At 37.8% G+C, this 13,272-nt stretch carries 13 protein-coding genes; 9 read left to right on the top strand and 4 right to left on the bottom strand.

What is annotated here, in order from left to right; all coding sequences use genetic code 11:
• Positions 1–15 precede the first annotated feature (15 nt).
• Entirely contained in the window at positions 16–702 is a 687-nt protein-coding gene (gene araD / locus CHB72_RS12375; RefSeq protein ID WP_089283194.1) for an L-ribulose-5-phosphate 4-epimerase, read from the top strand.
• A 409-nt stretch (positions 703–1,111) separates the two neighbouring features.
• On the opposite strand, the gene CHB72_RS12370 is transcribed toward araD, so the two are convergent.
• The 3 genes from CHB72_RS12370 to CHB72_RS12360 form a co-directional block, all read right to left on the bottom strand.
• Positions 1,112–2,968, bottom strand: coding sequence for a M56 family metallopeptidase (locus CHB72_RS12370; protein ID WP_089283193.1), 1,857 nt, complete (start codon positions 2,966–2,968; stop codon positions 1,112–1,114).
• Between the two features lie 4 nt (positions 2,969–2,972).
• Positions 2,973–3,332, bottom strand: coding sequence for a BlaI/MecI/CopY family transcriptional regulator (locus tag CHB72_RS12365; protein WP_089283192.1), 360 nt, complete (start codon positions 3,330–3,332; stop codon positions 2,973–2,975).
• A gap of 447 nt (positions 3,333–3,779) precedes the next feature.
• Positions 3,780–4,787, bottom strand: a complete 1,008-nt coding sequence (locus CHB72_RS12360) for a hypothetical protein (RefSeq protein WP_089283191.1) — start codon at positions 4,785–4,787, stop codon at positions 3,780–3,782.
• 312 nt (positions 4,788–5,099) lie between these two features.
• Between CHB72_RS12360 and tsaE the strand changes: the two genes are divergently transcribed.
• The 7 genes from tsaE to CHB72_RS12325 all read left to right on the top strand — a co-directional run bounded on the left by tsaE (position 5,100) and on the right by CHB72_RS12325 (position 11,218).
• Entirely contained in the window at positions 5,100–5,555 is a 456-nt protein-coding gene (gene tsaE, locus CHB72_RS12355; RefSeq protein ID WP_089283190.1) for a tRNA (adenosine(37)-N6)-threonylcarbamoyltransferase complex ATPase subunit type 1 TsaE, read from the top strand.
• Positions 5,555–6,265, top strand: a complete 711-nt coding sequence (tsaB, locus tag CHB72_RS12350; RefSeq protein WP_089283189.1) for a tRNA (adenosine(37)-N6)-threonylcarbamoyltransferase complex dimerization subunit type 1 TsaB — start codon at positions 5,555–5,557, stop codon at positions 6,263–6,265. The genes tsaE and tsaB overlap by 1 nt, the downstream gene beginning before the upstream one ends.
• 6 nt (positions 6,266–6,271) lie before the next feature.
• Complete coding sequence (gene rimI / locus CHB72_RS12345) at positions 6,272–6,718, top strand: ribosomal protein S18-alanine N-acetyltransferase (RefSeq protein WP_089283188.1); 447 nt, start codon at positions 6,272–6,274, stop codon at positions 6,716–6,718.
• Between the two features lie 11 nt (positions 6,719–6,729).
• The gene (locus CHB72_RS12340) at positions 6,730–7,986 is read left to right on the top strand and encodes an efflux RND transporter periplasmic adaptor subunit (RefSeq protein WP_089283187.1); all 1,257 of its coding nucleotides are present in this window, start codon (positions 6,730–6,732) and stop codon (positions 7,984–7,986) included.
• Between the two features lie 33 nt (positions 7,987–8,019).
• Positions 8,020–9,225 carry an ABC transporter permease gene (locus tag CHB72_RS12335; RefSeq protein ID WP_089283186.1) on the top strand — a complete coding sequence of 402 codons (1,206 nt, stop codon included), beginning with the start codon at positions 8,020–8,022 and terminating at the stop codon, positions 9,223–9,225.
• Positions 9,226–9,297: 72 nt separating this feature from the next.
• Positions 9,298–10,506 (top strand): ABC transporter permease, encoded by a 1,209-nt coding sequence (locus CHB72_RS12330; RefSeq protein WP_089283185.1) that lies wholly within the window; start codon positions 9,298–9,300, stop codon positions 10,504–10,506.
• Between the two features lie 13 nt (positions 10,507–10,519).
• Positions 10,520–11,218 (top strand): ABC transporter ATP-binding protein, encoded by a 699-nt coding sequence (locus tag CHB72_RS12325; RefSeq protein WP_089283184.1) that lies wholly within the window; start codon positions 10,520–10,522, stop codon positions 11,216–11,218.
• A 19-nt stretch (positions 11,219–11,237) separates the two neighbouring features.
• Here CHB72_RS12325 and CHB72_RS26565 read toward each other — a convergent pair whose 3' ends face one another.
• A complete protein-coding gene (locus tag CHB72_RS26565; RefSeq protein ID WP_176431350.1) occupies positions 11,238–11,405 on the bottom strand; it encodes a hypothetical protein in 168 nt (55 codons plus the stop codon).
• 667 nt (positions 11,406–12,072) lie between these two features.
• Between CHB72_RS26565 and tsaD the strand changes: the two genes are divergently transcribed.
• Positions 12,073–13,125, top strand: coding sequence for a tRNA (adenosine(37)-N6)-threonylcarbamoyltransferase complex transferase subunit TsaD (gene tsaD / locus CHB72_RS12320; RefSeq protein WP_089283183.1), 1,053 nt, complete (start codon positions 12,073–12,075; stop codon positions 13,123–13,125).
• Positions 13,126–13,272: the final 147 nt, after the last annotated feature.

Here is a 13,272-nt window from a genome sequence, read left to right as displayed (position 1 = left end):
AAGGAAGGGGATTAAATGCAAAGGGATTTAAAAAAAATGGTATTGGAAGCTAATCTTGAACTTCCACAGCGGGAATTAGTTACTTATACATGGGGAAATGTAAGTGGCATTGATAGGGAAAGAGGCCTGGTAGTAATTAAACCTAGTGGTGTCAGCTATGAGGCTATGAAGGTAGAAGATCTTGTAGTTGTTGATTTAGAGGGGAACCAAATAGAAGGAGAATTAAAACCTTCCTCTGATACCTCTACTCATTTAATGTTATATAAAGCATTTTCTAGCATAGGTGGAATCGTGCACACCCATTCTACCTGGGCGACTATATGGGCACAGATGGGAAAAAGCATTCCCCCTTTAGGCACTACCCATGCAGATTATTTTTATGGAGATATTCCCTGTACAAGAAAAATGAAGAAAGAAGAAATTGAAGCTCATTATGAAAAAGAAACAGCAGCTCTTATTATAGAAACATTTAGAGAAATAGATCCCAGTTATATTCCGGGGGTATTGGTTTGTAATCATGGACCCTTTGCCTGGGGCAAAGATGCTAAAGAAGCGGTACATAATGCTGTAGTCTTGGAAAAAATTGCAGAGATGGCTTATCATACTGTTTCTCTAAATGACAAAACCCCGATTATAGATGATGTGCTGTTGGATAAACATTTTCTGCGAAAACATGGAATCAATGCATATTATGGACAATAACTAAAAAGAATCCTCCAACTTTTGTCTATTAATGAAAAAAGGAAATAGAATAAAAAACAGGACTTTTTTACCATGATATAAAGTCACACAAATTAACCAATGAAAAAGGTGTAATTTTCAACAATTACACCTTTGGCTATGCCAAGCCGTCACGATATGGTGACGGCCCCTCACGAACAATAAAAAGCGGCTTTGGATACATGGAAATCCTCCTATCCCAAAGCCGCCGGATTGTAAAAAGGGCGCAACTATCTAAGCCCTCTAAATGTAGAGAACAGCGGCTTTGATTTTCTCAAAACCGATGTTTAGGTTATTATATTATGCTTGGGCGCACACTTAGCCAGCCGCCAAAACAACGGTTTTTTTATTATTCGTCGGGCGGCTCAAATCAGAAAAACAATTATTCGCATTATTGTGTAGTGCTCGTACTATCTTCATTCTCTTTCTCAAAAACAAACCATTTTTCGTCTATATTGACTACAACGAAATCATCACCAATAACATAACTACTTCCGACATATCCGAAATTGGACTGTTCATTTTCTGCTGGTTTTGCGCTTTGTGTAACTGTCGTTTGGATTGTACCGTCAACTGCAACAGCGGCTCCCATCGGGCTTTCCGTCCCTGTATCCAGATATAACTCACCGTCAATCATCAGCATGGGGCGCAAATCCGAAAACACTCTTGTTTCTGATTTTTGGATAAACTCGTCTATGCTTTCCTGCCGAATGTCGATATACTGTTCCGTCTCGGTAGAACATAGACGAATATACATCGGCGGTTCCCCTGGCACCCCACCAACTCTAACATAATAGGGCTGCTCCATTGGATAGTGCATAATATACAGTCCGCTGCCAACATCACGCCCATCGTAGGGTGCAAAATCATCCCAAGAAATAGCATCACCCTTTTGCGCAATGAGTTTCAGTTCGTCAAGGGTTAGGAAATTCTCATTGCCAAAGAGAAAGGTTTCTGGCAGAGGGGCGTTTCCTTTTACATTGCCCCACGATGAAAGCCAATTATATCCGGCATCATAAGAGTCCCCATCGATCATCAAATAGGTGTTTCCGTTATTGCCAAATTCATGGCGAACTCCGTCTGTGGTGGTGATATAGTACATGATAGAACCGCCAGCTAGGCTTTCTGGAATTGGAAGATACCCACCCCGGCTTTTATTAACCAGCGCAACGACATCGGAAAATTCGGAACGGTCAAACAAGCGATACCGCTCATTTTCACTGCTGGGCATAACAACCAGCTCGATTTTTTCAACGTCCTCCACACGCAGAGTTTTAGCCCATTCCATTGATGTACGTTGCGGGTTGGATGCAAATGCAATAAAAATTGTAGCTACAGCAACTAATGCTGCCAGCATGACCCACAAGGCAGGCTTTTTGTAGTATATCAAATTCTTTATCCTGCTTTTCGTGTCTCCTTCTCCAAAGGCCAGAGGAGTACCGGCAATGATTTTTCTGCCCGATGCAAGGCTTAAAAGCGATGCAGAATATTCCTCTCGAATGTTGGCCCCCAGCCGTTTCATTACGCTTTCATCACACGACATTTCCATGTCCTTGATAGTAAGAGTAAACGCTATCCAAACAAGCGGATTAAACCAGTGGATACACAAAGCTGCAAACGCCACAATTTTCATTACATGGTCAAAGCGCCGAATATGGGTTTGCTCATGCAGGATAATATAGCTTTGCTCATGCTCCGATAAAGTTGATGGTAAGTAAATTTTTGGACGAAATAGACCGATAACAAAGGGGGAGGCAATGTGGTCGGCAAGAAAAATGTTATCATGCACCTTTACTGCGCCTATCAGATTTTTGCGTAGTCGCAAAAGGGAAATAATACTATAAGTCAAAAGCACAACTATCCCCAAAAGCCAGAGGATTTCACCAATGGTTGCCGCTATTTGCAACGGATTGACACTTGCGCCGTTTGCAGGGGCGGGCAATATGGGGTTGATTGCATTGTCAACAGCCGTTATGCCTGTGCTTATCTGTGGTGTTTCCGAATAAATAGTATTTGTCGAAATGGGGCTTGCATTTATCGGCAACAAGCTAAACATACTTTCAAAGGAGATCGGGCAAAGCAGCCGAAAAAACACGACGCTCCACATAGCATAGGAAAAAATCTTGGGTGCCTTTTTTAAAAGTAGTCGTGCAACCAGCACGAAAACAATTATGATGCTCGCGGTCAAACTCATATTGAGGACTTGTAAAAAAGTCTCAAGGATTTTCGATTGAATAAAATACGGCATAGGTTCACCCCCTGTTCTGGCGTATTAGTTTTTCCAATTCGTCAATTTCCTTATCAGTCAGCTTTTTCCTTGTTGAAAATGCTGCTAAAAATTGCGGCAACGAGCCGTCAAAAGTTTCTTCAATAAATTTTTCGCTTTGCAAAGCATGAAACTCTTGCTTAGATAGAATAGAGCAAACCAAACCATCTTGATTTTTGAAAATATTGCGCTGGCATAGGCGGCGCAGCATGGTATAGGTAGTAGATTTTTTCCAGCCTAATTCCTGTTCACATAATTTCACCAAGTCACCGGAGGAAATTGGTTCATTATCCCACATCAAATCCGCAAACTTCATTTCCATAACACCTAATTTGTACTCAACCATATCAAACACCTCTTTGGTTTAATGACGTTAAATCTATTTTTAGTTTAACACCATTAAACCGTTTTGTCAATATAGGAAGAGACGAGAGTTTCCAGTGTTCCACTACCATGATATGTAGTAGAAGTTAAGCAAAATAAGATTGGTCCTACAAAGAAATATTTCTATTGGAAAAAATTCTGCAAAGAAGTTACAATAAGATAAAAAACTATTTAAAGCCATAGTACTCACTAAAGAGCATTATGGCTTTATTTGCAGTTATCCTTTAAACAAATCTTTTAATAATAATGTTGCAGTACCCCATTCGATGCATATGAAGGCATTAAAATCATCTATTTCTATTGTTTTAAATGGCAACCCTGTAAAATGGGAAATAATTCGGTACAAATCATAGCACTGATTGCCATGAATTTCGCAACTACCTAATAGAAACTGTCTCTTGTTGTAAGTTTAATTTTTATCTTTTTTCCCTTTAGCTTGATTTCCAGCATTATTACCATTTCCGTTATCTTTATTTGTATTATTGCCTTTAGTGGCTTTTTCTTCAACCGTTACCGTAACAGAAACTTTGTTTTCTGATTGATCCTTATCTTCTGAGGTTTCTTCCTTTTCTTTCTCATTTACTGAGTCTTCTTTCTTGTTTTGTTTTATAGCTTCCCGTGCTTCTTTTATTTCTGACTTAATTGCCAGTTTTTCTTCCTTATTGATTTGGATTTGTTCCTTTTTTTCTGCTAGAAATTCTTGTTGTATTTGTCTTCTTAACAACTGTTGCCATTTTCCATCGGTTTCAATAAGTTGAATAAATGCATTGGTTTCTTTACCTTGTTTTATTTTACCCTCTAGTTCTTCAATTTGTTGCTGAAGCTCTTCTTTCTCCTCGTCTGTCAAATCTTGATTTAAGAGTTCTTCTTGTAAAGTCTCTATCTTCTCTTGCAAAGCTTCAAGTTCTTCAATCGAGAAGTCCTGCAGAAACTCATCGGTACTCTTTACCTGATAACTTAAAATTTTCAATTGCATTTTACGAATATTTTTCATGATAGCAGGCTTTGCAACATCTGGAACTTGATCATAAACAGCTTGATATTTTACTAAGTTTCTATAAAGGTTTTCAAGGGCATCTTCATTTTCTAAATCATCTTCTACCTCATCTTCATCATCAGCAACATCCTTGCTGTTTTCTTCCTGATCCAGCGCTTTTTCTAATTCTTCTAGTATCTGGTCTATCAGCTCATCTAACTCTTCTTCATTCAAGTCTAAATCTTTTATTTCCCCTATCAATTCGTTGATAATATCCAGATTTACTTCTGCAGCTTCTTCTATATCCTCTAGATTAACAGTGATGACAATAGGGTCTTCTTGCATCTCCCCCTCATTGTTCACACCTTCTAATCCAAAGGAATAGACAGCTGAACCTAATAATAAAGAACCACTTACAACCAAAGCAACTGTTTTTTTCATCTTTATGTACTCCCTTCAATAGTATAATTTTCTCTATAGAATACGAAGGGTTTACGACAAAAAAGGACATCATTCTCGCAAATAAGACAAAAGTACTATAATTTTAATGTCGAAAAAGGAAAAAGTTGTAATTTTATGAAAGTAATATAGACAAAAATTCCCATTATGTTAAAATAGAGTATGGATGATTGGGAAATACTTCATAATGATAATAAGACCTGTCTCTTAGAGGGATGCAGCAGTGAAGCTGATAAAGAGAGAAAACAGAGGCAGGAAATAGACGGAGAAAATAAACAAAGTAGGTGTATATAGATGAAATGCATAAAGGTTTCCTGTGAAAAAGAAACAGAAGATTTAGGAAGCAAGTTAGGAAAGATAGTAAAACCGGGGGATATTATATGTCTGATAGGAGATTTGGGAGCTGGGAAAACCACCTTTACTAAGGCTTTTGCTAAGGGTCTAGAGGTAGAGGATTATGTCACCAGTCCTACATTTACTATCCTTCAAGAATATGAAGGAAGAATCCCACTGTATCACTTTGATGTTTATCGGATAGAAGATGTTGGAGAAATGGAGAATATCCCCTATGAAGAATACTTTTATGGTGATGGCGTATGTGTAATAGAGTGGGCAGAATTGATTCGCGAAATTTTGCCAAAGGATTATATAAGAATAGAGATTAAGTATATAGGCATAGAGGAACGAGAGATTTGCTTTGAGGCTACAAATGAATCTTATGACAAACAATTAGAGGAGTTGTTGAGGTAATGAAGATATTAGCATTGGATACTTCATCTATAGTAGCTACTGCAGCAGTCATGGATGATGAAAAATTAATGGGGGAATATATATTAAATCATAAAAAGACCCATTCGCAAAAACTGATGCCTATATTAGAAGAGATTTTGGAAAGCTGTGAACTATCTCCAAAGGAAATTGACCTATTTGGTGTAGCTTTGGGCCCCGGTTCCTTTACAGGTCTCCGAATAGGATTAGCTACTATAAAGGCCATGGCACAGGCATTGGACAAACCTGTGGTGGGGGTGTCCACCCTAGAGGGATTGGCATTTAATCTCGTATATTGTAAGGCTCTAATTTGTCCCATCATCGATGCTCAACGGAATTTGGTCTATACGGGAACCTATCAATGGCAGCAAATGCAGCTACAAAAGGTAATGGAGGAAGAGGTAGTTCCGATTGAAGAATTGATAGCTACCTTAAAGGATAGAAGTCAGGAAATAGTCTTCGTTGGAGATGCTTTAGAAAAATTTCAAGGACTTATTCAGGAGGAAATGAAGGGGTTAGCGATGTTTCCTCCGTCTATTGTAAGAATGCCAAGGGCCTCCTCCATTGGGGAACTGGCTAGGAGAAAAGCTGAAAGGGGGGAAGTGTACAAGGCTTCAGAGATACTACCGATTTATATGAGAAAGTCTCAGGCAGAAAAACAGTGGGAAGAAAGAATGAAGGATGGGAGCTAGCATAGGATGGAGACATTAGAAGTAAGAAAAATGTTAATAAAGGACATACCAGCTGTAGTAGAAATAGAGAAGAGATGTTTTTCTGTCCCATGGACTAGAGGAGCCTTTGAAGCTGAGCTAAAAAAAAACAAATTAGCCTTTTATTTTGTAGGTTTAATAGAGGAGCAGGTGGTGGGTTATGGAGGTATGTGGTTGATTGTTGATGAAGGTCATATTACCAATATAGCAATACACCCTGATTTTCAAGGAAGGAAGGTGGGAGAAGAGATAACAAAAGCACTAATTAAAGAAGCAATGAATAAAAATGTCTATCGGGTGACATTAGAGGTTAGAAAGTCTAATACTATAGCTCAAAATTTGTATACTAAGCTAGGGTTTATCACTTGTGGTATAAGACCCGGTTATTATAGTGATAACGGAGAAGATGCTTTAATTATGTGGAAAGAGATTTAGGAGGAATAAATATGACAAAGGGGAAATCAAAGAAAAAAAAGATGATCATTTTAGCAGTAGTAGTGGTTATCATTATAATAGCTGCTATTGGAACAGTTACTGCTATGAAGGGGAAGGATCAGGGGGTACAAGTAGATGTATTGACTCTTCAAAAAGGAGAAATAACCGTAACCGTCCCTGCCAATGGAGTTTTGGAGGAAATAGAGAAACAAACGATTTATACAGAAGACAGCGCAAAGGTTTTATCCATCCTAGTAGAGGAAGGAGATTCTGTAACAGCTGGTCAGGTATTGGCTTTGCTAGACGGTGACGATTTAGAAATTCTGCTGGCTATTAAAAAGAAAACTGCAGAGGGGTATAAAATCGATTTAGCTAAGCAGGAGAAAATGCAAGAGGAAGAACAGGCAGATCGCACTCGTGAGCTGGAAAATGCCCTTAGAAAAATGGAGGATGCCAGAACAGATCTAGATAAAGATAAGGAATTATATGAACATGGAGCCCTCTCTGAACAGGAGTATATAAACAGTAAGAGACGTTTTGAAGACACTGTAAAAACTTATGAAGAAATACAGGAAAAACAGTATACGATTGAATTTGATATTGAAAGAACTAAAAAAAGCATTGCAGTTGCAGAGCTTGAGGTTGCCGAAATAGAAAGAAGGATAGAAAAACAAGAAGACAAGATTTTTAGTTCTATCAATGGTGTTGTTACAACCATTCACTTGGAGGAGGGAAGCTTTGTCAACCCAGCAAATCCCGGTTTTGTTATTTCTAATGTAGAGGATTTAACAATAGAAATTAATGTAAGTGAATATGATATTGCTAAAGTAGAAATAGGCCAGGAGGTAGAGATTCAAACTGATGCTTTAACAGGAAGAGTATTTAAAGGAATCGTGGAGAAAATTGCACCTATAGCAAAACCCATGTCTACTGGACAAACAAACGAAACAGTGATTCCTGTCACCATCAAGGTAGTAGAAACTGACGATTTTTTAAAGCCAGGTTTTTCTGTAAAAACAAAAATCATTAGTCAACAGAAGGAAGGGGTATTGGTGATTCCCTTTGATTCCATTATGACTGAGGCAAATGGAGCAAAAATGGTTTTTGTTGTTAAGGAAGATATCTTACATAAGGTGGAAGTGCAAACAGGAATCGAATCTGACTTTGAAATAGAGGTTGTTGCTGGATTGGAAGAAAATGATAAGATTGTTTTAAGTCCTTCTATGTTTTTACAGGAGGGAATGAAGGTTATGGTAAATGAGAGATAGCAGGAAGGAAATTGAGGATAGGGAAGGATTGTTATGAATTTATTTGAAAATATTCGGTTAGCTTTTTCCACCATTATAGCAAACAAAATGCGATCCTTTTTAACCATGCTGGGGATCATTATTGGTATTGCTGCTGTGGTAGCTATTTCTGCCATAGGTAATGGAGGAAAATATCAGATAAACAAGAGCATGGAGCAGTTTGGTACAAATCGATTAATGATCTATATGAACTGGCAGAAACAGGGGGAAATGAAAGAAAGGGATTTTCTTAGGGATGGCGATATAGAAGCTATAAAAAGAATAGAAGGAATAGAAGCCATTTCACCCCTCTATGAAGATTGGACTTCTATTCGGGTGAAGGATCATCTTATGGAGGTGGTTTTAGTAGGGGCCAATGCTGATAGCCAAGCCATCACCAATGTTGAACTGATAAAAGGAAGATTTATCACCGACAAGGATGTGGAGAACTATAGCAGCAGCGTGGTAATTTCTGAGAAAGAGGCAAGAGAACTATTTGGAACCATTGATGCTCTTGGGGAAACAATAACCTTAAATAGCTACAGAGGACCTATTGATTTTCAAGTGGTGGGTATCACCAAATACGAAGATAATTTCTTTAGCAGTAATATGGATGGCGGAAGAGCCCAAATTTATGTACCGATCTCAACCATTATGAGGGTATATAATGAGACGGTATATTATGGTGTAAATTTAAAGGTTGCTAATAAAGGAGAAATGGATAGGGTAGAGGGACAGGTAATAAGACTACTGGAACGCATACATCATAATAAAGATATGTATACGGTATTCAACCTGGAACAAATGATGCAAACTATCAATGGTGTAATCAATACCATTACAACAGTATTGGCCTTTATTGCTGGAATTGCTTTGCTGGTTGGAGGTATTGGTATTATGAATATTATGTTGGTATCTGTAAGTGAAAGAATACGGGAAATTGGTATTAAAAAGGCTATCGGTGCAAAAAGAGGTACCATACTGCTTCAATTTTTAACTGAGTCTTCTATTATATCTCTTATGGGAGGTATCTTAGGTATTATCCTGGGGTTTGCCTTAGGGATGGGGGCTTCTCTATTATTAAAGATGCCTCCTCTGATTAGTGCCAAGGAAGTAGCCTTTGCTTCTTTATTGGCTATGATCATCGGAACTGTTTTTGGAGTTTATCCTGCCAATAGAGCTGCAAAAATGGATCCTATAGAAGCGCTTAGATATGAGTAAAAATGTAAAATGCAGAATGAAGAATAATTCAATAGCTTCGGCAAAGCGGAATAGAGTAAGGGGAAGATTTTTATGTTGTTAATAGAAACTTTTAGGGTAGCACTGCAAAGTATTTGGACAAATAAAATGCGTTCTAGTCTAACGATATTGGGTTTGGTTATTGGGATCTTATCCGTTGTGGTAATCACTACTTTAGGGAATGCCGCCCAAGCTGATATGACTGGCGCCTTTGATAAATATGGTAAAGGTAAATTAAATGTAGGTTTTAACTATAATACCGAAAGGCCTATCCTTTATCGAGATTATTTCAGTGATGAGGACATAACTGCTGTAGAAAAAATGGAAGCCGACGTAGTAGCTGTGTCACCACAATTAAGGAATTGGATGAAGATTAAGCATGGGAATACGGAAATGAGCATAAACATGACAGGTGTGAATCATCATTATGACCAAGTAGAAACCATCGAACTGATTCGAGGACGTTTTTTAACGGAGGAAGATGTGCTGGGAAGAAGAAATGTGATGGTTATTGATGAAAAAACAGCTAGAAACCTATTTGGCTCTATTGATTGTATAGGTGAAATTGCTACACTTACTACAGGGTGGTATACAGTAGAATTAATGATCATTGGGGTAGATAAGCTATCGGATTCTGCTATCTTAAATATGGCTAACGGAGATTATTCTTATGGATTTATGCCAGTTACGCTGGCCACTAGAATGAGCTTTACCGATAGATATCCTAGGTTGATGCTGCAGGCTCAAGAAAATCTAAATATAGATAGGGTGGGAGACAAAATACTGAGCTTGTTGGAGAGACGAGACAAAGAAAAAAGCATGTATCGAGTAAATACTCGAGAAAATGAATTTAATCAAGTCAGCCAAGGCATAGGCTTTTTAACATTGACAGTGTCAGGTATAGCCGCCATATCCCTCTTGGTTGGAGGGATTGGTATCATGAATATTATGCTGGTATCTGTGACGGAACGAACTCGAGAAATTGGGGTTAGAAAAGCTATTGGTGCAAAACGCGCTACAATTCTTTTACAGTTCTTAGTGGAAGCTATTATTCTCTCTATATTTGGGGGTGGACTGGGACTGTTACTAGGAGGCACAATAGGTTATGGCATTGTCCAGTGGCTAGGTCTTCCGTTTATTGTATCAAAAAAAGCAATTACGATGGCTTTCTTATTTTCAACAGCAGTAGGAGTAATTTTTGGTGTATATCCAGCAAATAAGGCTTCAAAACTAGATCCAATTGAAGCTTTGAGATATGAATAGATGAGGTGTTGAGATGATTACCGTTAAGGATTTAGATAAAATATATGAAAATGGCAGCATAGCTGTGCAGGCGTTGAAAAATGTTAATCTAGAAATAAATAAGGGGGAATTTGTTGCCATAACAGGAGCCTCTGGCTCTGGCAAGTCCACTTTTATGAATATTATGGGTTGTTTGGATAGAGCAACTGCTGGATTATATATACTGGATAATGAAACAATTCAGGACTTGTCGGATAATGAATTGGCAGAAATAAGGAATCGTAAAATAGGCTTTGTTTTTCAATCCTTTAATCTATTACCTAGAACCTCTGCCTTGAAAAATGTAGAGCTGCCCATGATGTATGCAGGGATTGGGGGAAAAGAAAGACGAGAAAGAGCGTTAGACGCACTGAAACGGGTTGGATTAGAGGATCGAGTAGATCATAAGCCCAATGAATTATCAGGAGGGCAAAAGCAAAGAGTGGCTGTTGCTAGAGCCTTAGTAAACAATCCCGCAATTATTTTGGCGGATGAACCTACAGGAAATTTAGATTCTAAATCAACCCAAGAGGTAATGGGCCTATTCAAAAAACTAAATGATGAAGGGGTTACGATTATTATCGTAACCCATGAACAGGAGATTGCTGAGGAAACAAAGAGAATTATTGGCTTTCGAGATGGAGAGATTATTCTAGATGAAACGATGAAACAAGGATTAAAGGAAAATAATTAAATCGATAGAAGCTATGCTTCTATCGATTTTCCTTTTCAGTATCATTAGGCGCGTTTCGTGCAATTTGAAAAATAGCAATATCTGTGGGAGCTATTGGATAAAGCATACCATTGGATAAAATGTTTTCAGTGCCTAATCGTTGAGATAATGATCTTCTCCGAGAAATAGTCCGATGTCGTCTAGCCATAATAATCGACTCCTTTTTGAAACAGCTTAGGATTGAGGTTAAGATTAACGAAATCTGAGATTTGTTTTAGAGAGCCCTTCCATTTATAGTAAATCTTAACCTTATAATTAGTATGAACAGAAACAATAAGATTTACTAAATCAAAAAATGCCAAATGAAAAATTTGTTATGGTAGTATATAATCAATATGTAGTATTATGGGTAATATAAATTAAATATCAGATTCAAAATAAATGATAGAAGTGATTGTGGATAACTCTTGAAATTATTTGATTCATCAATATTTCAATTTTTATCCTTCGGTGTATTGCTAAGACTCCCGCTTCTTCTAGATAAACAAACTAAGCGACTAACACAAAATCAAAGATTTTGGTTATCTGCTTATAGATAAACAAACTAAGTGACCAACACGAAAGTTAGAAACCAAACTTTCGGTTGTCTACTTAAAGCGGGAGATCAAGCACTACATCCTCGAAGTAAATTCGGCTACAATTCAGTGAAAGTAAAAACTCCCTTTGAATTAAGTCTCATTTTATTGACATGGATGTCTGTTAAATTTTATGCGGAGTATGAATAGTACAAAGTTGTTGGGCCTGTCACCCTGAGCAATAGTGAAGGATCTTAGGAAATAAAGAATATTTCGATAGTGTTGGAGGGAAGAAATAAAATGAACAGTCAGTTTACAAAAGAAGATATCATTACCTTAGCTATAGAAAGCAGCTGTGATGAAACTTCTGTAAGTGTTTTAAAAAACGGTAGAACCGTTTTATCTAATATTATTGCATCGCAGATTGAACAGCATCAGAAATTTGGAGGCGTTGTTCCAGAGGTGGCCTCCAGGCAGCATATTGAAAGTATCAATACCGTAATAAAAGAGGCTTTAGAGGAAGCAAATGTTACCTTTGAAGATATCACCCATGTGGCAGCAACCTACGGCCCTGGATTGGTAGGTGCTCTACTGGTAGGACTTTCTGCAGCAAAGGCTATCGCTTTTGCGAGAGGAATTCCTTTGAATGGAGTGAATCATATAGAAGGGCATATTTATGCCAACTTTATCCAGCATAAAGAATTAGAGCCGCCCTTCATATGCTTAATTGTATCTGGAGGGCATAGCCATTTAGTTTATATGAAGGATTATGGAGAATATGAAGTATTGGGAAAAACAAGGGATGATGCTGCAGGAGAAGCCTTTGATAAAATCGCAAGGGTACTAGGGCTAGGTTATCCCGGAGGGCCACAAATTGACAAACTAGCGACAAAGGGGAACAAGCGAGCCATAGCTTTTCCTAAGGCATATTTAGAAAGGGGAAGCTATGATTTCAGCTTTAGTGGATTAAAATCTTCGGTATTAAATTATCTTAACACGGAAAAAATGAAAGGCAACCCCATTGCTATTGAAGATGTTGCTGCCAGCTTTCAACAGGCAGTTGTTGAAATATTGGTAGAAAAAACAATCGCCTGTGCTATGGAAAAGAGTGTAAAGCAGATTACCTTAGCTGGAGGTGTAGCTGCCAATAGCAGTCTTCGAGGTCTGTTACAGCAGGAAGCAGAAAAACATGGATTGAGCTTAAAGTATCCTTCATTAAAACTATGTACAGATAATGCTGCTATGATTGGATGCGTTGGATATTATGATTATATCAGAGGATATCGATCAACCTTAGATTTAAATGGAGTACCAAATCTGAAAATAGGAGAAAGATATTCGAAATATTTGTAAAATATGGGAAAGCTACATAACATTACTTGTATAATATCCCCTTCTCCCCATGATATAATCCCGTCTTTGACAGTTGAAAAGGATAAAAAGCTTGAAACCTATTGTAAATACTAGGATTCAAGCTTTTGTTGTGTGTTCAAAAACTGC

The organism is Anaerovirgula multivorans (assembly GCF_900188145.1).
GTDB classification, from domain to species: Bacteria; Bacillota; Clostridia; order Peptostreptococcales; family Natronincolaceae; genus Anaerovirgula; species Anaerovirgula multivorans.
This window is presented reverse-complemented; position numbering and strand designations above follow the sequence as displayed.

Bases quoted from the DNA above. Each gene is read 5' to 3' on its own strand.
- araD (WP_089283194.1), top strand. From the start codon at position 16: ATGCAAAGGGATTTAAAAAAAATGGTATTGGAAGCTAATCTTGAACTT.
- CHB72_RS12370 (WP_089283193.1), bottom strand. From the start codon at position 2,968: ATGCCGTATTTTATTCAATCGAAAATCCTTGAGACTTTTTTACAAGTC.
- CHB72_RS12365 (WP_089283192.1), bottom strand. From the start codon at position 3,332: ATGGTTGAGTACAAATTAGGTGTTATGGAAATGAAGTTTGCGGATTTG.
- CHB72_RS12360 (WP_089283191.1), bottom strand. From the start codon at position 4,787: ATGAAAAAAACAGTTGCTTTGGTTGTAAGTGGTTCTTTATTATTAGGT.
- tsaE (WP_089283190.1), top strand. From the start codon at position 5,100: ATGAAATGCATAAAGGTTTCCTGTGAAAAAGAAACAGAAGATTTAGGA.
- tsaB (WP_089283189.1), top strand. From the start codon at position 5,555: ATGAAGATATTAGCATTGGATACTTCATCTATAGTAGCTACTGCAGCA.
- rimI (WP_089283188.1), top strand. From the start codon at position 6,272: ATGGAGACATTAGAAGTAAGAAAAATGTTAATAAAGGACATACCAGCT.
- CHB72_RS12340 (WP_089283187.1), top strand. From the start codon at position 6,730: ATGACAAAGGGGAAATCAAAGAAAAAAAAGATGATCATTTTAGCAGTA.
- CHB72_RS12335 (WP_089283186.1), top strand. From the start codon at position 8,020: ATGAATTTATTTGAAAATATTCGGTTAGCTTTTTCCACCATTATAGCA.
- CHB72_RS12330 (WP_089283185.1), top strand. From the start codon at position 9,298: ATGTTGTTAATAGAAACTTTTAGGGTAGCACTGCAAAGTATTTGGACA.
- CHB72_RS12325 (WP_089283184.1), top strand. From the start codon at position 10,520: ATGATTACCGTTAAGGATTTAGATAAAATATATGAAAATGGCAGCATA.
- CHB72_RS26565 (WP_176431350.1), bottom strand. From the start codon at position 11,405: ATGGCTAGACGACATCGGACTATTTCTCGGAGAAGATCATTATCTCAA.
- tsaD (WP_089283183.1), top strand. From the start codon at position 12,073: ATGAACAGTCAGTTTACAAAAGAAGATATCATTACCTTAGCTATAGAA.